The sequence below is a fragment of the Campylobacter sp. US42a genome (assembly GCF_004379055.1).
GTDB classification, from domain to species: domain Bacteria; phylum Campylobacterota; class Campylobacteria; order Campylobacterales; family Campylobacteraceae; genus Campylobacter_D; species Campylobacter_D jejuni.
The window spans coordinates 1-20,907 of record NZ_RYYK01000009.1 but is presented as its reverse complement, the minus strand read 5'-3'; the positions used below and the strand labels follow the sequence as shown (position 1 = coordinate 20,907).

Annotated in this window: 19 protein-coding genes and 1 pseudogene; 15 read left to right on the top strand and 5 right to left on the bottom strand. The window is 30.4% G+C overall.

What is annotated here, in order from left to right:
* Nucleotides 1-241: 241 nt before the first annotated feature.
* The 3 genes from tpx to ELQ10_RS08040 all read right to left on the bottom strand — a co-directional run bounded on the left by tpx (nt 242) and on the right by ELQ10_RS08040 (nt 3,686).
* Nucleotides 242-769: a thiol peroxidase gene (gene tpx, locus ELQ10_RS08050; RefSeq protein WP_002856712.1), complete on the bottom strand. Its 528-nt coding sequence runs from the start codon at nt 767-769 to the stop codon at nt 242-244.
* Nucleotides 770-866: 97 nt separating this feature from the next.
* Nucleotides 867-1,607 (bottom strand): AcfC family adhesin PEB2, encoded by a 741-nt coding sequence (gene peb2 / locus ELQ10_RS08045; protein WP_074484176.1) that lies wholly within the window; start codon nt 1,605-1,607, stop codon nt 867-869.
* 48 nt (nt 1,608-1,655) lie between these two features.
* A complete protein-coding gene (locus tag ELQ10_RS08040; RefSeq protein WP_002893136.1) occupies nt 1,656-3,686 on the bottom strand; it encodes an ATP-dependent helicase in 2,031 nt (676 codons plus the stop codon).
* A gap of 128 nt (nt 3,687-3,814) precedes the next feature.
* Between ELQ10_RS08040 and ELQ10_RS08035 the strand changes: the two genes are divergently transcribed.
* The 15 genes from ELQ10_RS08035 (at nt 3,815) to ELQ10_RS07965 (ending at nt 19,400) form a co-directional block, all read left to right on the top strand.
* On the top strand, nt 3,815-4,846 hold the full coding sequence (locus ELQ10_RS08035; protein ID WP_134250437.1) for a hypothetical protein: 1,032 nt from the start codon (nt 3,815-3,817) through the stop codon (nt 4,844-4,846).
* A 22-nt stretch (nt 4,847-4,868) separates the two neighbouring features.
* On the top strand, nt 4,869-7,481 hold the full coding sequence (locus ELQ10_RS08030) for a valine--tRNA ligase (RefSeq protein WP_134250436.1): 2,613 nt from the start codon (nt 4,869-4,871) through the stop codon (nt 7,479-7,481).
* Nucleotides 7,482-7,485: 4 nt separating this feature from the next.
* Nucleotides 7,486-8,496 carry a methionine ABC transporter ATP-binding protein gene (locus tag ELQ10_RS08025; protein WP_134250435.1) on the top strand — a complete coding sequence of 337 codons (1,011 nt, stop codon included), beginning with the start codon at nt 7,486-7,488 and terminating at the stop codon, nt 8,494-8,496.
* The gene (locus ELQ10_RS08020) at nt 8,493-9,404 is read left to right on the top strand and encodes a methionine ABC transporter permease (protein WP_002893142.1); all 912 of its coding nucleotides are present in this window, start codon (nt 8,493-8,495) and stop codon (nt 9,402-9,404) included. The genes ELQ10_RS08025 and ELQ10_RS08020 overlap by 4 nt, the downstream gene beginning before the upstream one ends.
* Nucleotides 9,405-9,595: 191 nt before the next feature.
* The gene (locus ELQ10_RS08015) at nt 9,596-10,369 is read left to right on the top strand and encodes a MetQ/NlpA family ABC transporter substrate-binding protein (protein ID WP_002872575.1); all 774 of its coding nucleotides are present in this window, start codon (nt 9,596-9,598) and stop codon (nt 10,367-10,369) included.
* A gap of 48 nt (nt 10,370-10,417) precedes the next feature.
* Complete coding sequence (locus ELQ10_RS08010) at nt 10,418-11,188, top strand: MetQ/NlpA family ABC transporter substrate-binding protein (protein ID WP_002857015.1); 771 nt, start codon at nt 10,418-10,420, stop codon at nt 11,186-11,188.
* Nucleotides 11,189-11,197: 9 nt separating this feature from the next.
* Nucleotides 11,198-11,974, top strand: a complete 777-nt coding sequence (locus tag ELQ10_RS08005; RefSeq protein ID WP_134250434.1) for a MetQ/NlpA family ABC transporter substrate-binding protein — start codon at nt 11,198-11,200, stop codon at nt 11,972-11,974.
* 83 nt (nt 11,975-12,057) lie between these two features.
* Nucleotides 12,058-12,720, top strand: a complete 663-nt coding sequence (gene flgA / locus ELQ10_RS08000; RefSeq protein WP_002852578.1) for a flagellar basal body P-ring formation chaperone FlgA — start codon at nt 12,058-12,060, stop codon at nt 12,718-12,720.
* Nucleotides 12,717-13,280 (top strand): UbiX family flavin prenyltransferase, encoded by a 564-nt coding sequence (locus ELQ10_RS07995; protein ID WP_052834597.1) that lies wholly within the window; start codon nt 12,717-12,719, stop codon nt 13,278-13,280. The genes flgA and ELQ10_RS07995 overlap by 4 nt, the downstream gene beginning before the upstream one ends.
* A gap of 39 nt (nt 13,281-13,319) precedes the next feature.
* Complete coding sequence (gene coaD, locus ELQ10_RS07990; protein WP_002880643.1) at nt 13,320-13,796, top strand: pantetheine-phosphate adenylyltransferase; 477 nt, start codon at nt 13,320-13,322, stop codon at nt 13,794-13,796.
* A complete protein-coding gene (gene tmk, locus ELQ10_RS07985; RefSeq protein WP_134250433.1) occupies nt 13,787-14,365 on the top strand; it encodes a dTMP kinase in 579 nt (192 codons plus the stop codon). The genes coaD and tmk overlap by 10 nt, the downstream gene beginning before the upstream one ends.
* Complete coding sequence (hisS, locus tag ELQ10_RS07980) at nt 14,362-15,588, top strand: histidine--tRNA ligase (protein ID WP_134250432.1); 1,227 nt, start codon at nt 14,362-14,364, stop codon at nt 15,586-15,588. The genes tmk and hisS overlap by 4 nt, the downstream gene beginning before the upstream one ends.
* Nucleotides 15,585-17,420, top strand: coding sequence for a biosynthetic arginine decarboxylase (gene speA, locus ELQ10_RS07975; protein WP_032595244.1), 1,836 nt, complete (start codon nt 15,585-15,587; stop codon nt 17,418-17,420). The genes hisS and speA overlap by 4 nt, the downstream gene beginning before the upstream one ends.
* On the top strand, nt 17,421-18,059 hold the full coding sequence (cysE, locus tag ELQ10_RS07970) for a serine O-acetyltransferase (protein ID WP_002893248.1): 639 nt from the start codon (nt 17,421-17,423) through the stop codon (nt 18,057-18,059). It begins immediately after the preceding gene.
* A gap of 171 nt (nt 18,060-18,230) precedes the next feature.
* Nucleotides 18,231-19,400 (top strand): pyridoxal phosphate-dependent aminotransferase, encoded by a 1,170-nt coding sequence (locus ELQ10_RS07965; protein ID WP_134250431.1) that lies wholly within the window; start codon nt 18,231-18,233, stop codon nt 19,398-19,400.
* Nucleotides 19,401-19,449: 49 nt separating this feature from the next.
* Here the strand turns inward: ELQ10_RS07965 and ELQ10_RS07960 are convergent, their stop codons facing one another.
* Nucleotides 19,450-19,791, bottom strand: coding sequence for a cupin domain-containing protein (locus ELQ10_RS07960; protein ID WP_002871440.1), 342 nt, complete (start codon nt 19,789-19,791; stop codon nt 19,450-19,452).
* Between the two features lie 69 nt (nt 19,792-19,860).
* Nucleotides 19,861-20,881: pseudogene (locus tag ELQ10_RS07955) on the bottom strand (MBL fold metallo-hydrolase).
* Between the last annotated feature and the right edge of the window lie 26 nt (nt 20,882-20,907).

The window sequence follows — 20,907 nt, the reverse complement described above, 5'->3', positions numbered from 1 at the left end:
TTCCTCCAAAATAAAAAAATCATCTTATTATAAAAAATGGAGTATAAAAATCTCTTGAAATTTTAATAAAAATAATAATTTTAAAGCTCTATTTTATAGGAGTTTTATTGTCCTTTTTATATTTTTCTTACACAAAATAAATATTAAAAATAATCAACTTAACAATTAAAATATAATCAACTTAAAATAATAAAAAAATGAAGATGTAAAAATTAAGCCCTAAGAATGGGCTTAATCAAAATTAATGGCAACCACAACCACCGCAGCAGCTAGAACCACCAAAAAATGCATCAAGTTTTGCAATATCTGGCATTTCTGTGATTTCATTTACAAGTTCTTTATATGCCACTTTACCCTCTTTAATCACAAATACGGCACGAGCTAAAAGCCCTTCTAAAGCACCTTCATTTATCAAAACACCATATTTTTCACCAAATTCTTTTGCTACAAAATCACTTGCAACACTTAAATTTTCAATACCTTCTGTACTGCAAAATCTTCCCATAGCAAAAGGCAAGTCCATACTTACTACAATCACTTCAGCACCATTGTAACTGGCTACTTTTTTATTAAATTCTCTAGCCTCTGTAGCACAAACTGGTGTATCTAAGCTTGGAACACTTAAAATGATTTGAGTTTTACCCGCTGCACCGATTTCAATCACGCTTAAATCTTTAGCTTTAAGATTTACCTTAGGAGCATCTGCTCCAACTTCTACCGAATTTCCTTTAAGTTTTACAGGATTTCCTTTAAAATTTACTGTACTCATTTAATTTCCTTTTTTGATATTTTAAACATTATTACAATTAATGTTTTAGGAGTGATTATATCCTATAAATATTAATTATTTTTAATTTCACTGAAAATTATTTTACTTCTTTCCAAGTATATTTTTTCCACACTTTTTGAGCTTCCTTACTCTTAATAAAATCTACAAATTCTAAAGCTTTTTTGTTTTCTAAACCTTTTTTTGTAGGAGCTATTTCAGCTGCACGATAAATCACCGCATTTTTATCTTTGATAAATAAAGCTTTATCATCGCCTAAAGCCTTTGCCCAATGAGACCAAATGATTAAAGCATCAATATTTGGATTGTTATTCCACTCATCTACAGCAGCTTTGGAATTTTTAGCATAAATTTTTATATTTTTACGTAATTTTACCAAATTTTCTCTTTTTGCACTTTTTAAAGCCATATCTTCATAAAGTCCAACTTGTCCTGCACCATCAACCACCATAACATTTACGCCATCTTTTAAAATGTCTTCAAAATTTTTAATATTTTTTGGATTATTTGGACGCACGATAATACCTGATGGACGCACATTTAAAACGCTTAAATTTTCCAAACTTAAACTTGAAATTTTTTTAGCAAAATCATCCATCATTGAAGTATTGCCTGAAAAAATCAAATCTGCATTTTCTTTTGCTTTATCTATCCAAGCTGGAGTTGGACCTGCGGTTACAATCACCTTTTCTTTTGTTTTTTCTTCAAATTTTAAAGCAAGCTCTTTTAGTACAGGAGCAGGACCACCTGGACCATAAACTAAAATTTCAGCATTTAAAAAACTTGCTGCTACTAAACTTAAAATTAATATTTTTTTCATAAAATAAACCTTTCTTTAATAATATAACTTACTTGAAAGGAAATTTTATCAATCTATAGTTAACTCTCCCTTGCAAAGCCCTGCTTCTATAAGAAAACGAGAAGGAGCAAAAGAAGTTTTTTTGTTTTTATCATATTTAGCATAACTTAAATAAAGTATATTTTTTGCCCTAGTTACCGCAACATAAAAAAGTCTTCTTTCTTCTTCTAAGCTTCCACCCATTCCCATAAGCTTTTGATTAGGAAAGCGACCTTGCGCAAGATCAATCACAAAAACAAGATCAAATTCCAAGCCTTTACTCGCATGCACACTAAGCAAATTAACTCCTTTGCCACTACTCATTTCGCTTGCACCTAAAGTTAGAAAATTATAATACTTGTAAATATCGCTATAATTTTTTGTAAGCTCTTTTAAGACATTGAATTTTGTTTCTATTTTTTCTAAATTTTCACTCTTTCTTAATAAATCCACCTGCCCTGCTTTATTTGTCGCTCTTTTGGTTGCAAGTTCTTCACAAATTTCTCTATAAAAAGAATTTTCGCAAATTAAATTTACCAAAGCCAAAGAGTGTTTTATTTCCATAGCTTTTTTTAAAAAAAGATAGATTTTTTCCAAATTTCTAGCGCACAAATCATTGATTTTTGAAAGTCTTAAAATAGGATGTGCATCAAATTCACTCTCAAATTTAAAACGAGTTTCGCTGGCTAATTCTTCCAAATCTGCAAAAAGCCCAAGTTGATAATTTCTTTTTTGATGATTTTGCAAATTTACATTTTTATCAGGATCTAAAAAACCTTTTATTAAATTTCCATGCCCTAATTTTAAAAGTGCGTCAAAAATTTCTTTTGCTAAAACTCCACCCACACCTTTGGTATATTGAACCAAATGAATAAAAGCCATAATATCCTTAGGATTTACCACAAGCGCAAGCATAGCACTAAAAGCTTTAACTTCCAAACTTTCAAAAAAACTTCCACTTCCCTTTCTCACACTTGCAATGCCCTGCTCCCTTAAAGCTACTTCAACCCCATCAGCACTTGAGTTGTTGCGAAAAATCACAGCAATTTCTTCCAAACTTACTCCGCTTGTAAGTATCATTTTGGCTATATTTTGATACTGATCAAATAATTCTTCAAAAGTAAGCAAAGATGGGGCTTTAAACTCATCATTTCTTGTAACAATAAGTTCTTTTGGATATAATCTTTCGTTATTTAAAATCACTTTATTAGCCAAAGCTAAAATACTTCTTGATGAACGGTAGTTTTTATTTAAAGAAAAAATTTTTGCATCTTTAAAACGATCTTTAAACCCACCTATGATATTAATATCCGCTCCATTAAAAGCATAAATACTTTGATCATAATCCCCTACGCAAAACAAACTTTTACTATGAAAAGCCTCTATTAAGGAACTTTGCAAAGTATTTGTGTCTTGATATTCATCTACTAAAATTTCATCAAATTCATATTTTTCTTCTTTTAAAAGATCTTTTAGATTGATAAGCAAGTCATTAAAATCTACATAATTAAAACGCTTTTTTTCATTATCATATTCTTTTAAAATATCTTCATAAATTTCAGCATAAATACTTTGATCTTCGTAGTTTTGGCAAAACCAAGTATAAAAATCTTGATTGTGCGCTTTGTTTTGAAACAAAGAATAAAGATCATATAAATAACTTGATTGATAAGGTTTTATATCACTTAAATGTCTAAAAGTTCTTTTTTCATAGACACTTTTAAGTAAAGTTTTTAGTTCGCTTGCTTGTTTTAAGGCTATATTTTTATCCGCATTTCTAAGTAAGGTATAAGCCGTACTATGAAAAGTTCCTGCAAGTATTTTACTGGTAATATTTTTATCAAAAAATTTCCCTAAACGCCCTATCATTTCTTTGCTGGCTTTGTTTGTGAAAGTTAAAAGCATGATTTTTTGCGGTGCCACTCCCTTGCTTAAAAGATAAGAAATTCTTGCAACAATAGTAGAAGTTTTTCCCGTCCCTGCACTTGCAATAACAAGATTGTGTCCAAAATCAGCAGTAGCAGCAAGATATTGTTCATTATTTAATTTTGAAAGTGGCATTATTTTCCTTATAAAAGTTAAAATTATAAAAAAAATTTACTTAAAAATATAAAAATTTAAAATTACTTTATATTAGATTATAGTACAATGCTAAAATTATTTAACTTTCTGTTTTTAAGGGATAGCAAATGAATTTGAAAATTTTTTCTATTATTGTTGGCATATTAATTGCTGTTATTGTGATATTAGGTGGGGCATATTATTATCTTTTTGAATATTCAAAACCAAAGAATTACACCTTAAATACCAACACTTACACCGAACAAAAATCGTATACCAATAACTACGATAATTCCTATTCACCCTCGATTTCACCCTCGATCCAAACCAACAATAGTTCATCAGATATAAATATTAATAACAATACCATCCAAAAGCAAGAAACAAACCTATTAGATGAAAATCAAAGCTTAAATAACGATACATTTAATACATCAATAAGCGAAAACAATCAAAGCTTAAATAATGATACCAATACAAGTAATAATATTAATACAAATGAAAATAAGCAAATTTTAGATACGGATAAAGGAAAATTAAAACAAGAAAATAAACAAGCCAAAATAGAAGCTCTTAAAAAAGAAATCAGCAAACAACAAAAGATCTTAGAAAGAGAAAGAGCTGTAAAAAAAGAACTTCAATCAAACAAATCAAACAAAAATAAATATCTAAATACCGCTAGAGAATATCTAAGCATAGGAAAAAACAGTCGTTTAGAACCTGAGCTTAGCACAGAAAATATGAAAGTTTACATTTTAGATGGAAAATTTTTAAGCCAATACAGAATCAATCTGTTAAAAGATATGCTAAGCGTTATACAAGATAATGCAAAAGATTATTATCTAAGTATTTTTGTTAAAATGCTACCAAAAGGGGAAATGAAATTAACTATCTATAACAAAGAAATTATCTTTTCAGATATGAAAAAAGCTTATAAATATATTAGTTTAGATAGATTAAGCCCATATTTAAACAATCCAAAAGAATTAAATGAACATGTAGCACGTGAAGAAATTTTAGAAAGACTTAAACTTCAAATTAAAAAAGACGGCAAAGGAAGTGATTTTTCTAAACATATCAAAAGTTTGAAAACTGGACTTAATACAGCACAATATTTCTTCCCGTTTTGTGAAATTATAGAAATTAGCTCTATTAAATAAGCTAAAACAATAAAGGCAAATAATGTATGATAAAAATTTAGAAAAAGAGTATTATCAAATTTGCGAAGAACGCGGATATTTTGAGATCGATGGCAATAAAACCATACAAGAAAAAGATAAAAATTTCTGCATTATGATGCCTCCTCCTAATGTCACGGGAGTTTTACACATAGGACATGCTTTAACTTTTACTCTGCAAGACATTATGACGCGTTATAAAAGAATGGACGGTTATAAGGTTCTTTATCAACCAGGACTTGATCACGCAGGTATTGCCACTCAAAATGTTGTAGAAAAACAACTCCTTGCTCAAGGCATTAAAAAAGAAGAGCTAGGTAGAGAAAAATTTATAGAAAAAGTCTGGGAATGGAAAGAGCAAAGCGGTGGAAAAATTTTAGACCAAATGAGAACACTAGGCATCACTCCTGCATGGAGTCGCTTGCGTTTTACTATGGATGAAGGTTTGGTTAATGCCGTAAAAAAAGCCTTTGTGGAACTTTATGATAAAAGACTTATTGTACGTGGAAACTACATGATAAATTGGTGTACTCACGATGGCGCTTTAAGTGATATAGAAGTTGAATACAAAGAAAACAAAGGAAAACTTTATCATATTAAATACTTTTTAAAAGACAGCGATGAATTTTTAGTAGTAGCCACAACGCGTCCTGAAACTTTTTTTGGCGATACTGCAGTTATGGTACATCCCGATGATGAACGCTATACTAAATTTGTGGGCAAAGAAGTGATTTTGCCTATAAGCAAAAAAGCCATTAAAATCATAGCTGATGAGCATGTAGAAAAAGAATTTGGAACAGGAGTTGTAAAAGTTACTCCCGCTCATGACATGAATGACTATGAAGTAGGACTTAGACATAATTTAGAATTTATAAGCGTTTTTAATGAAAAAGGAATTTTAAACGAACATTGTTTAGAGTTTCAAGGTTTAGAACGCTTAGAAGCAAGAGAAAAAATCGTAGCCAAACTTGAAAATCTTGGCTTTATAGAAAAAATAGAAGAACATAACAATCAAATAGGATATTGTTATCGTTGCAACAATGTAGTTGAACCTTATATCTCCAAGCAATGGTTTGTAAAAAAAGAAATCGCCCAAGAAAGTATAGAAAAAGTTGCACTTGGCGAAAGCAAATTTTATCCAAATCACTGGATAAATAGCTTTAATGCTTGGATGAAAGATTTAAGAGATTGGTGCATTTCAAGACAACTTTGGTGGGGGCATCAAATTCCTGTTTATTATTGCGAATGCTCTCATGAATGGGCAAGCCAACATACGCCTAAAACTTGTCCAAAATGTCAAAGTCAAAATTTCAAACAAGATGAAGATGTGCTTGATACTTGGTTTTCTTCAGGACTTTGGGCTATGAGCACTTTAGGCTGGGGGAATGAAAATTGGGGTAAAGATAAAATTTGGTCTGAAAAGGATTTAAAAGATTTTTATCCTAATTCTTTACTCATTACAGGTTTTGATATTTTATTTTTCTGGGTGGCTAGAATGATGTTTCAAAGCACCAATGCCTTACATCAACTTCCTTTTAAAGATATTTATTTACATGCTCTTGTGAAAGATGAGCAAGGTAGAAAAATGAGTAAAAGTCTTGGAAATGTCATCGATCCAAATGAAAGTATTAAAGAATATAGTGCTGATATTTTACGCTTTACTTTAGCACTTCTTGCTATACAAGGACGCGATATTAAACTTAGCAATGATAAACTTTTACAAGTTAGAAATTTTACAAATAAAATTTATAATGCTACAAATTATCTGCTTTTAAATGAAAGTAAATTTGAAGATTTGGAAAATATCACACTTCATTCAGAATTAGCAAAATATATCTATACCAAATTTCAAACTTGTGTTAAGGATGTAAGAGAAAATTTAGACAATTATCGCTTTAATGATGCAGCCAATACTCTATATAAATTCTTTTGGGATGATTTTTGCGATTGGGGTATAGAGCTTAGCAAAGCAGAAAAATCGAGCGTTAAAGAACTTGGTAGTATTTTCAAAGAAGCTTTAAAACTCTTAAATCCTTTTATGCCTTTTATCAGTGAATATTTGTATCATAAACTAAGCGATACAGAACTTAAAACAAGCCCTTCTATTATGATAAGCAAATATCCAAAATTTAAAGAACAAGATAAAAATATAGAAAAAATCTTTTCTTTGCTCATAGAAAGCATAGTTGGTATCCGCCGTGCTAAAAGTTTAATCGATCTTGGAAATTCTAAAATAGAAAAAGTTTATATCAAATTTAACGATAAAAAAATCAAAGATGAAATCAAAGCTTATATGAATTTTATCATGATGCTCGCAAAGTGCGAGCAAATAGAATTTAGTGAAGAAAAATTACCAAAGGCAATATGTGATGTTAGCGAGAATTTAGAAATTTTTATTACGCTTGAAAATGTTGATTTAAGTGGTATTTTAACAAGACTTGAAAATCAAAAAAATAAGCTTGAAAAAGAAAGTGCTAAGCTTAATTCTATGCTCTGTAATGAAAAATTCATCGCTAACGCACCTAAAGAGGTGGTTGAGCAAAATAAAGAAGCTCTAGAAAATTTAAAAATTCAACTTGAAAAAATATCAGTTGAACTTCAAAATCTAAAAGGTTAAAAATTTGATAAAAATAAAAAATTTAAAAAAATATTATGGCAAGGAACTCGTGATAAACGATGTTTCTTTGGAGATTAAAAAGGGTGAAATTTACGCCATAGTAGGTCATAGTGGAGCTGGAAAATCCACTCTTTTAAGATGTATCAATGGACTTGAGAATTATCAAGAAGGAAGCTTAAAAGTCTTTGATCAGGAAATTAAAGATTTAAGTCAAAAAAAATCAAAAGAGCTAAGAGTGCTTAGAAAAGATATAGGGATGATTTTTCAAAATTTTGCCCTAATGGAGCGCAAAAATGTATTTGAAAATGTTGCTATGCCTTTAAGAACACACTATACTCAGTGTAAATTTCATGCCAAGCTTTTTAATAAAGAATACATGAGCGAAAAAGAAATTGCCCAAAAAGTCAATTCCTTACTTGAAATCGTAGGACTTGATCATAAAAACAAATCCTATCCAAGAGAACTGAGTGGGGGACAAAAACAACGCGTTGCTATTGCTAGAGCCTTAGCTTTAAACCCAAAAATTTTACTTAGTGACGAAGCTACTTCGGCTCTTGATCCAAACACTACAAAAAATATTTTAGAGCTTATATCTAAAATCAATGCTGAATTTGGGATTACTGTTGTTTTAGTAACTCACGAAATGGATGTAGTAAAAGACATAGCTCAAAAAGCTTTATTACTTGAACATGGGCAAATCATAGGAAGTGGAGCAATTGATGAGCTTTTTTTAAGGCCTAATGCCAAAATGAAAGAATTTTTAGGAGAAAGTGACTTCTTGCCTGAGCACGGACTTAATATCAAACTTTACTTTCCAAAAGAAGTTGCCCAAAATAGCGTCATCACTCATATGACAAGAACTCTAAATATAGACTTTAACATAGTTTGGGGTAAAATAGAAAAACTTAATGGAAAAGCCTTGGGAAATTTAGTTATAAATATAAATGAAAAGGATAAAGACAAGGTTCTTGATTACATAGAAAAAAGTGGAGTATTATGGGAGGTGGCATCATGAATGAAGAAAACATCTCTATCATCAGTGCTTTTTTTAGTAGAATTTCTCAATTTTTTAATGAATTTTCTTGGCAGGATATTAAAGAAGTGAGTTTAAGTTCTATTACAAGTTTCAGTGAAAATTATGAAAACATTTTAAAACCTGCGCTTAATGAAACAATTTATATGAGTTTAATGGCTGTACTATTTGGATTTTTATTGGCTATCATTCCTGGAATTTTACTTGCTATTTGGGATAAAAATGGAATTAAAGAAAATAAAATCGCTTATAGTATTTTAGATTTTATTACAAATATATTACGCGCCTTTCCATTTTTAATTCTTATAGTTGTTCTTTTACCACTTTCTAAAATCATAGTAGGGACAAGCATAGGTACAAATGCTGCCATAGTTCCTTTAGCTATCGGAATAGCTCCTTATTTGGCAAAGATGCTTGAAAGCGCTTTTAAAGAAATAGACAAAGGAATCATAGAAGCTGCAAAAAGTTATGGTGCTAGCAATATTCAAATTATCTTCAAGGTTATCTTTAGTGAGGCTCTTCCTGCTATAATTAGCGGAATTACCCTAACTTTAATCTTTACCATTGGTTTTTCTGCTCTTGCTGGAACTGTCGGTGGTGGAGGTTTGGGAGATGTCGCTATTCGCTATGGTTATGAAAGATTTAACAAAGAAGTTATGATTCAAACTGTAGTTATTTTACTTATATTAGTTCAGTTAGTTCAAATTCTAGGTAATTTATTTTATACTTGGGCTAAAAATAGTAAAACTACATATATCATCGCCACTCTATTGATTTTACTTGGAATTAGCATAGTTATCAATATAAACAATGATGAAAATTTCTTTTGGCAAGCAATTGTTTTTATCTTATTTTTAGGAAGTTTGCTTTATAAAGGTTTCAAAAAATAAGGAGATTATATCTCCTTTTAAGATAAGTATAAGTTTTTTTAAGTAAAATTTAAACAAAAAATTAAAGGAATTAAAATGATGTATCAGATGCGTTAATCTGACTATCAACAAGTTTTTATATGCTTCTTCCTGATAGTCAGAGTGAATTTATTAAGATTAAAGCAAGCACAAAATGACTAAAAAGGAAAAAAATGAAAATCAAATCTTTATTTATAGCAAGTATTTTAACATTAAGTCTTAATGCAAATGCATTAGAAACCATCACAGTTGCAGCAACTCCCGTCCCTCATGCTGAAATCCTAGAGCAAGTAAAACCTGATTTAGAAAAACAAGGCTATAAACTTGAAATCAAAGAATTTACGGATTATGTTTTACCTAATCTAGCTGTTGATAACGGAGAAGCCGATGCAAATTTTTTCCAACATACTCCTTATTTGGAAGAATTTAATAAAAACAAAGGCACCAAACTTATCAAAGTAGCTGCCATACACATAGAACCTATGGCTGTTTACTCCAAAAAATATAAAAGTCTAGATGATATTAAAGAAGGGGTTAAAATCGCCATTCCAAATGATCCAACCAATGAAAGTAGAGCTTTAGATATTATTGCAAAAAAAGGTTTGGTAAAATTTAAAGATAAGGCTTTAAAAACACCTCTTGATATTATAGACAATCCTAAAAAAATTAAATTTGTAGAATTAAAGCCCGCACAACTTCCAAGAGCTTTAGATGATGTTGATTTTGCTGTAATTAATTCCAACTACGCTCTCTCTGCAAATCTAAATCCTGCAAAAGATAGCGTATTTATCGAAGATAAAGAAAGCCCGTATGCAAACATTCTTGTTGTAAGAGTAGGACATGAAAACGATCCAAAAATCAAAGCCTTAATCCAAGCTCTACAAAGTGATAAAATCAAACAATTTATCATAGAAAAATACAACGGATCTGTTTTACCTGCTTTTTAATTTTGTCCCTTGCCTAGGGACTTTTTTCTTAAATACAAAGGAGTTTTTATGAATTTATTTAAAATTATTATACTCGCTTGCATTCTAAATTTATCTAGTCTATTTGCACAAAACATTACTATAGGAGCCACTCCAAATCCTTTTGGTAGCTTACTAGAACTAATGAAAGATGATTTTAAAAACAAAGGGTATGAGCTTAAAATAGTAGAATTTTCAGACTATATTTTGCCCAATCGTGCATTAGAGGAAAAAGAACTTGATGCAAATTTATATCAACACAAACCTTTTTTAGAAGAATACAACCTAAAGAAAGGTTCAAATTTAATTGCAACAACGCCTGTACTTATAGCTCCAGTAGGAGTTTATAGTAAAAAAATCAAAAATTTAGAAAATCTTAAAGAAGGTGCTAGAGTTGCTATACCTAATGATGCCACCAATGAAAGTAGAGCTTTAGAGCTTTTAGAGAAAGCAAAATTAATAGAGCTTAACAAAAATACTCTAAAAACCCCATTGGACATAAACAAAAATCCAAAAAAACTTAAATTTATAGAGCTTAAAGCCGCACAACTTCCGAGAGCTTTAGATGATGTTGATATTGCTATAATTAATTCTAATTTCGCACTTGGAGCCGGTCTGAATCCAAGTAAAGATACTATTTTTAGGGAAGATAAAAATAGCCCTTATGTAAATTATGTTGTGGTACGCTCAGAAGATAAAAATAGCGAAAAGACCAAAGTAATTGATGAAATTTTAAGAAGCGATAAATTTAAAGCCATCATTAATGAACATTATAAAGATATATTAATCCCAGCTTTTTAGGAGTATAGCATGAATATTAAAAAAATATTTTTAAGTGTTTTATTTACAATTAGCCTTAGTTTTGGAGCAGATAAAACCATAATCATAGGTGCAACACCAACGCCTTATGCTGAAATTTTAAATTTCTCCAAACCCTTATTTCAAGAAAAAGGTTGGAAGTTAATAGTTAAGGAATTTAATGACTATAATATACCTAATATCGCTTTAAATGAAAAAGATTTAGATGCAAATTTATATCAGCATAAACCTTTTTTAGATGATTTTAATACCCACAAAGGAACAAATTTAAGTTCTTTAGGTGCTATTGTTTTAGTTCCTATGGCTATATATTCTAACTCCATAAAAGATATAAAAGATATTCCTAATGGTGCTAAAATCGCTATACCTAATGATGCTACCAATGAAAGCAGAGCTCTTGATTTACTAGCTAAAGCAAATTTAATAGAGTTTAAAAGTCAAAGCACCCTTAAAACCCCTATTGACATAAGTAAAAATCCAAAAAAACTTAAATTTATAGAGCTTAAAGCCGCTCAACTTCCAAGAGCCCTAAATGATACTGATTTGGCTGTTATTACCACAAACTATGCTCTTGGAGCAGGTTTAAACCCTTTTAAAGATGGTATTTTTATGGAAGATAAAGATAGTTTATATGCTATTGTTTTAGCTACAAGAAAAGGTGAAGAAACAAGTCAAAAAAGTCTTGTTATTAAAGAAATTTTAACAAGCGATAAAATTAAAAATTTTATCATAGAAAAATATAAAGGCTCTGTTATCCCTACTTTTTAACTCTATACAAAGCCTTCTAAAGGCTTTGTTAAACTTATAAAAGCTAAAATACTATTTATTGCATTATAATTCTTAGGATAAAAATGAAAATTATTTTTTTAACTTTTTTTATTGTGATAAATTATATCCAAGCAGCTAGTTTAGAAGAAATCAAAACAGCACTAGCTAAAGAATTTAGAAATAATTTTCCTAAAATTATAATTTCTCAAATTGATTTAAAAATAACATCACTGCCTAAAGATTTTGATCAATATGAATTTCTAAGAATCGCTAATGGACGTTTTAATCAAGCACAAGGCTTTTTAAGGGCTGAATTTAAAACTCCGCAAAATATACAAAAAAATGTATTTTTTAGATATTTCATTCAAGCAAATTTAGAAGTTTTGAAAAGCGAACGCGCTATAAAAAGAGGAGATAAACTTGGAGCTTTTGACTATAAAAGCGTATTGATTGATTTTGATAAAGTTCCTTTAAATGCCTTAACCTTAGATGATGTGGATAATCTTGTAGCTAAAAGCAATATTAACAAAAACGCCATTTTAAGAGCAAATATGTTTAAAACCACAGCTTTAATACGCCGAAATGATCCTATAATCGGGGTTTTAAGCGAAGCAAATGTTGATGTTTTAATCGAACTTGTGGCTTTGCAAAGTGCAAATATGGGCGAAAGGATTCGTGCAAAAAACAAAGAAGGTAAAGTTATGCAAGGCATCGTAGTGGGTAAAAATAGGATGATTATACAATGAAGGTTTTATTAGGAATTTCTGGTTCAAGCAGTGTCAATTTAGGCTTAAAATTATTAAAAAATTTAGAAAATCAATGCGAACTTTATTGTATTTTAACTCAAGGTGCTAAACTTAGCTTCAAAGCCGAAAATCAAGCAAATTTAGAAGAAATTTGTCAAGAAAATTTTAAATATACTCATTTTTTAGATGATAAAAATTTAAGTCTAAGTGTAGCAAGTGGATCTTTTGGAATAGAAAAAACTATCATTGCTCCTTGTTCGATTTCAAGTTTAGCAAAAATTCACGCTGGTTTTGCAGACACTCTTTTAATGCGTGCTGCAGCAGTAGCCCTAAAAGAAAGAAAAAAACTCATCTTAGGTGTACGCGAAATGCCTTTTTCTACTTTAAATTTAGAACATATGTTAAAACTTAGCCAAATGGGAGTTATCATCGCACCTCCTATTATCGCAAGTTATTCTAAAGCAAACAATCTAGAGCAAATGGAAAATTTTATCGTAGGTAAATGGCTAGATCTTTTAGAAATAAAACACAATTTATATGAAAAATGGCAAAATTTTTAGTTTAAATTTGTTATATTTTTAAAAAAAATTGGAGCAAAAATGACTTGTTTATATCCTGGGACTTTTGATCCTATTACCAACGGGCATTTAGATGTTATAAAACGGGCTTTAAAAATTTTTGATGAAGTCATCGTTGCCATAGCAAAAAGTGAACATAAAAAACCTTGCTATGATTTAGAAAAACGCAAAGAACTAGCCCTGCTTGCAACACAAAATTTAAAAAATGTTAAAATCATTGCTTTTAATAATTTACTTGTAGATTTAGCCAAAGAATTAAAAGTTAATACTATAATCCGTGGACTTAGGGCAGTGAGTGATTTTGAATACGAATTGCAAATTGGCTATGCAAATCACGCACTTTGGGAAGATATGGAAACCATTTATCTTATGCCAAGTCTAAAACATGCTTTTATTTCAAGTTCTATTGTGCGTTCTATAGTAGCACATGGGGGTGATGTAAGTTCTCTTGTTCCAAAAGAAATTCTACCTTTTTTAAAGGATCAATCTTGTATGTAGTTTTTGAAGGCATTGACTGCGTAGGAAAAAGTACACAAATTTCACTTTTAAAAGAAATTTATAAAGACGCCATTTTCACACTCGAACCTGGTGGAACAGAACTTGGAAAACATTTAAGAGAAATTTTACTTAATAAAACTCACCCTATTAGTAAAAGAGCTGAACTCTTGCTTTTTTTAGCTGATCGTGCTCAACATTTTGAAGAAATCTTAAAAACCAATCAAAACAAACTCATTATTAGCGATAGAAGTTTTATTTCAGGCATGGCTTATGCCAAAGATTTTGAAAACGATTTGCTTTTTGCTTTAAATAGTTTTGCTTTAGAAAATTTTTTTCCACAAAAAATTATCTTTTTAAAAGGAGATGCAAACCTTATCCAAGAACGCCTCAGTCAAAAAGAACTAGATAGCATAGAAAAACGTGGCATTGAGTATTTTTTAAGCGTACAAGATAAACTCGAAAAAGTGCTTTATTTTTTAAAAGAAAAAATTTCTATAGAAATTTTAACACTTGACGCAAAAGAAAGTAAAGAAAAATTACACCAACAAATAAAGGAATTTTTACAATGATTAACGCTTTAAAAGGAATGAAAGATTTATTAGATAAAGATGCATATTATTATGAAAAAGTGATTAAAATCTGTGAAGAAGTAGCTAAAAACTATGGCTTTACTTTTATCAACACACCGCATTTAGAACTTTGCACCCTTTTTAAAAGAAGCGTAGGAGAAAGTTCTGATATAGTAGGTAAAGAAATGTATGAATTTATCGATAAAGGCGAAAATCATGTTTGCATGCGTCCTGAAGGAACTGCTGGGGTGGTGCGTGCCTATATAGAAAAAAAACTCGATAAAAACACTAGTGTGAAAAGATGGTTTTATCATGGTTCCATGTTTCGCTATGAAAGACCCCAAAAGGGACGCTTAAGAGAATTTCATCAATTTGGCGTTGAAAGTTTTGGAAACGCAAGCGTTTATGAAGATGCAAGTATTATTTTAATGTTAGTAGAAATTTTTTCACGCTTAGATATTAAATTTAAACTACTGATTAACTCTTTAGGTTGTTTAGAATGTATGCCAAAATATCGTGAAAATTTAATACATTTTTTAGACAGCAAAGAAGGTTTTTGCGAGGATTGTTTGCGTAGAAAAAACTTAAATCCCATTCGTGTTTTAGACTGTAAAAATGAACATTGTCAAAGCCTACTTAACGATGTTCCGCTTTTAAATCAAAATTTATGCTCATCTTGCCAAAAAGACTTTGAAATTTTACAAAACGTTTTAAAAGAAAATGGAGTGGATTTTGAAGTGGATTCTAAGCTTGTTAGAGGGCTTGATTACTACTCTAAAACGGCTTTTGAATTCATTAGCGATGAAATTGGTGCAAAAGCTGCTATTGCTGGGGGCGGAAGATATGATAGACTTATTGAATACCTTGATGGAAAAAGTGGTTTTGGTGTAGGTTTTGCCATGGGTATAGAAAGAATTATAGCTATTTTAGAACAAAAAGAAGAAAAAGTCCAAAGAGAAGGAATTTATCTTTGTACTATGGATGAAATTTATATCCAAAAACTTTTGCATATCGCTACAAATTTAAGAAAAGAATATAAAGTGCTTTTAAGCTATGAAGCAAGAAAACTAGCTAAACATCTTGAAAACGCGGATAAAAATAATGCTGAAATTTTTCTTTGCATGGGAGAAAATGAAGCACAAAATGAAAGTTTGTTTTATAAAAATTTGGAAAACAAGGATGAAAAATTGATTAAAATTGTAGATTTGGAGAATGTTTTATGATGGATTATGGTATTGATATTTGGGGAAATGAAAATTTTATTATCAAAAATGGTAAAGTTTGTATCAATCACGAAAAAAAGCCCGCTATTATTGATATAGTTAAAGAATTAAGAGATGATGGATATAAGGGTCCTTTACTTTTAAGATTTCCTCATCTTATCCAAAAACAAATTGAAAATATTTACGGAAATTTCAACAAGGCAAGAAAAGAATTTGGCTATAAAGGAGGATTTAACGCTGTTTATCCTTTAAAGGTAAATCAATACCCTGGTTTTGTAAAAAATCTTGTAAAGCTTGGAAAAGACTATAACTACGGACTTGAAGCAGGTTCTAAAGCAGAGCTTTTACTCGCTATGGCTTATAATAACGAAGGTGCACCTATTACCGTAAATGGCTTTAAAGATAGAGAACTTATCAATATAGGCTTTATCGCAGCTGAAATGGGACATAATATCACTTTAACCATAGAAGGACTTAATGAACTTGAAGCTATCATAGACATAGCCAAAGAACGCTTTAAACCTAAACCAAATATAGGCTTACGCGTGCGTTTGCATTCTGCTGGAGTTGGAATTTGGGCAAAAAGTGGTGGGATTAATTCTAAATTTGGACTTACATCCACTGAACTCATAGAAGCGGTAAATTTACTCAAAGAAAACAAACTTTTAGAACAATTTACCATGATTCACTTTCATCTAGGCTCACAAATTACCGAGATTCATCCCTTGAAAAAAGCCTTAAATGAAGCAGGAAATATTTATACAGAACTTAGAAAAATGGGAGCTAAAAATCTAAAAGCTATCAATCTTGGTGGTGGTTTAGCTGTGGAATACTCACAATTTAAAAATGAAAAAAGTAGAAATTACACCCTAAGAGAATACGCTAACGATGTAGTTTTTATCCTAAAAAACATAGCCGAACAAAAAAAAGATTTAGAGCCTGATATTTTCATAGAAAGTGGGCGTTTTGTAGCAGCCAATCACGCTGTTTTAATCGCTCCTGTATTAGAACTTTTTTCTCAAGAATACGCAGAAAACAAACTCATACTTAAAAAACAAAATCCAAAACTTATCGATGAGCTTTACGATCTTTATAAAAGCATAAAACCTTCCAATGCTTTAGAATACTTGCACGATAGCATAGATCATCTAGAAAGTATTTTAACTCTTTTTGATTTGGGCTATGTCGATTTGCAAGATCGTTCCAATGCTGAAATTTTAACTCATTTGATTACAAAAAAAGCCATCTTGCTTTTAGGTGATAAGCAAAATCCTGCGGATTTACTTGCCATACAAGATGAAGTGCAAGAAAGGTATTTGGTAAATTTTTCACTCTTTCAAAGCATACCTGATTTTTGGGGTTTAGAACAAAATTTCCCTATCATGCCCCTTGATCGCTTAGATGAAGAACCGACTCGAAGTGCAAGCATTTGGGATATAACCTGCGATAGTGATGGAGAAATTTCATACTCTAAAGATAAACCTTTATTTTTACACGATGTAGATGTAGAAAAAGAAAATTATTTTCTAGGGTTTTTTCTTGTAGGTGCCTATCAAGAAGTACTTGGAATGAAACACAATCTTTTTACTCATCCCACTGAAGCTATTATAAGTATCAATGAAAAAGGCTATGAAGTTGAGGGGATTATAGAAGCACAATCCATACTTGATGCCTTAGAAGATTTAGACTATGATATACACGCTATCATGGATATACTTAATGAACGCATAAGTAATTCTAAGCTTGTAAATGACAAGCAAAAAAAGCATATTTTAGGGGAACTTTATCTTTTCTTAAATGATAATGGTTATTTAAAAAGCATAGGAGTTTAGATGAATTTTTGGGGTATTATAAAAGAAGATTTTTCTCAGCCAAAGGCACAAGATCCAGCTTTTAATTCTTGTATAGAACTTTTTTTTAATTACCCTGGAGTGTGGGCTGTAGTAAATTACCGCTTTGCACATTTTTTTTATATAAGAAATTTTAAACGCATTGCTAGAATGATTAGTGGAATTTCACAATTCTTAACTGGGGTAGATTTACACCCTGGCGCAGAACTTGGAAGACGTGTTTTTATAGATCATGCCAATGGAGTGGTTATAGGTCAAACAGCAATTATAGAAGATGATGTTTTAATTTATCAAGGCGTTACTTTAGGTGGAACAAGCCTAGAAAAAGGTACTAAACGCCATCCAACCATAAAAAAAGGAGTGATCATAGGCTCAGGCGCAAAAGTACTTGGCAATATCACCATAGGAGAAAATGCCAAAATAGGCTCAAATGCTGTAGTGGTTAAAGATGTAGGTGCAAATTTAACTGCCGTTGGAATTCCTGCTTATATTATCGAAGAGCGTAAAAATAAAAACATTAGAGCCATAGATGCAAATTGCGATGACAAACTAGAAAAGTTAGAAAAGAAAATTTTAGAACTTGAAAATCTTATATTAAAACAACCTGAATCACAAAAATAATAATTTTTTATAATACATAAAATTATATGTATTATTATGCGTATTAATTTTTCCTAAAAATTAATACAAATTTTCACATTTATTGAAATTTATAACTCATTTTTAAATTAAATTTATTGTAAAAATGCAATTTTCTGCTAAAATTAAACAAAAATTATTAAGGATTGAAAAATGCTTACAAAAAGATCTCAAGTTTTAGAAGAATCTATCACTTTAGCCATCACTGCACTTGCTAATGAACTTAAAGCCAAAGGCGAAGATATCATTAGTTTTTCAGCAGGCGAACCTGATTTTGACACACCACAAACTATCAAAAATGCCGCCATAAGTGCTATTGAAAAAGGATGTGGAAAATACACTGCTGTTGCGGGAATTCCTGAAGTATTAAAAGCTATTCAAATCAAATTTAAAAAAGATAATAATCTTGATTATGAAACAAGCGAAATTATCACCAATGTAGGCGCAAAACACTCTCTTTTTGAATGTATAGAATGTTTGGTAGAAAAAGATGATGAAGTCATTATCCCTAGTCCTTACTGGGTAAGCTATCCTGAAATGGTAAAATTTGCAGGTGGAAAACCTGTATTTATAGAAGGCTTGGAAGAAAATGGCTTTAAAATTACCGCTGAACAACTAAAAAAAGCTATCACAGCTAAAACCAAGGTTTTGATGTTAAATTCTCCTTCAAATCCTGTGGGATCAATTTATTCTAAAGAAGAATTAACTCAAATTGCAAAAGTTTTAGAAGGAACACAAATCACTGTTTTAAGTGATGAAATGTATGAAAAACTTCGCTATGATGGTTTTGATTTTGTAGCTTTTGCAAGTGTAAGCGAAGATGCTTTAAAACGCACTGTGACCATTAACGGGCTTAGTAAATGCGGAGCTATGCCAGGATGGCGTTTTGGCTATATGGCAAGTAAAAATAAAGCCCTAATTTCAGCCGTTAAAAGACTTCAAGGACAAAGCACTTCAAATATTTGCTCTATCACTCAACATGCAGCCATTCCTGCTTTAAATGGAGAATGTGATAAAGATATAGAAAAAATGCGTCAAGCTTTTGAAAAACGTCGTGATTTAGCTTTAAATATGCTTAAACAAATCCCAAATATCAGTGTTTATAAACCAGAAGGTGCTTTTTATCTTTTTGTAAATATACAAAAAATAGAAAAAGATTCTATGAAATTTTGCCAAAAATTGCTTGAACAAGAAAAAGTTGCCGTTGTTCCAGGTATAGGTTTTGGAATGGATGGATACTTCAGACTTTCTTATGCCACAAGCGATGAGCTTATCAAAAAAGGTTTAGAAAGAATAGCAAATTTCATTAAAAACTATAAATAATTCTAGGTTAAAGCCTAGAATTATTTAGGCAAATTAAAACCTTATAAAATCAAGGCTTTTTAAGCACAGCATTTACCCTTTGAACACTATCTGATTTATTTAAACTCAATCTTATTATAGAATTTTCTAATCCACCTAAAGAATGCGCTACATTTGCCTCTAGGCTTATCATATCTAAAGCATTTAATTCAAATTTTTCCTTTTCCACTTCAAACCAAATTTTACCACTTAAAACTTGAACATGTATAGCAAAAGGAGCTTTATGCTCTTTCATCACACTATCTTTAGCTAATAAAATTTGAATTTCTTTACCTTTTTCATTGTCAATTAAAACATTGATTTTCACTTCTTTTGGGCTAAATTCCGCCCTATTCCATTGAATGATTTTCACAAAATCTCCTTTTTTAGTTTTATAAAACTATAACAAAAACCAAAATATAAATTATAAACTTGTGTTAATTTATCCTTCTTTCCACCAAAAATCCTGTTTAAACTTAACCCCTATTTCATAAGCCTCACCCATTTTTGGTGTGATAAGGGGTAAATCTAAATTTTCATAAAGAAATTTTACCACCTCATTCCACGCATGAGTTCCTGCTAAAAATCTCCCCCAATGTATAGGCATAACAGCTTTTGCATTAAGATCTTTCGCTTCTTTTAAAATTTGCTCAGGAAAAGAGTGTGAATATGGCCAAGCGATATTAAACTGTCCGCTTTCAAGACAAGCTAGATCAAAACTTCCAAAATATTCACCTATTTTTTAAAATGTGTAAAATATCCTCCATCTGCACTAAAAAACACTCTCTTATCTACACTTAAAAATTTCATCACAAAAGAAGCCCAAAGGGTTTTGTTTTTACCATCTCCTCTACTTGAACTGTGCTATGCAGGTGTTGCAATGATTTTTAAATCATCAAATTCTATTCCATTCCACCAATCAAGCTCTATGATTTTTTTCTCACTCACCCCATAGCTTTTTAGATAATTTCCCAGTTTTAAAGGTGTGATAAAAAATCGTGCTTTTTCTTTTAAAACTTTTACACTCTTAGCATCTAAATGATCAAAATGCGAATGCGTGATAATCACAGCAAAAATTTCATTAAAATCATTTATATTATAAACAGGAGCATTTTTAAAAGCCTTGTTGATAAAAGAAATGGGCGAAGCATGAGTGTTAAAATAGGATCAATCAAAATTTTATATTCTTTAAAACTTGCAAAAAGCGAAGAATGGCCAAGCCAAGTAATATGCGGAGTGCTAAAATCACTCAAATCAGGCTTAAAAAAAGGTAATTTAAAAGAAGGAATGGCATTTTTTGGGTAAAGATAATAATACCTCAAAATTTCTCTAAAAGATACTTTAGGAGTTATAAGACTTTGCTCATTTTCATTAAGAAAAATTTCATATTTTTTACCCTGTATTTTTTTAGCTTTTAATCTTTCATTATTTGAAATATCAAAGGTTTTAAATGATAAATTCAAATTTTTCCTTTTATGTTTATTAAGAT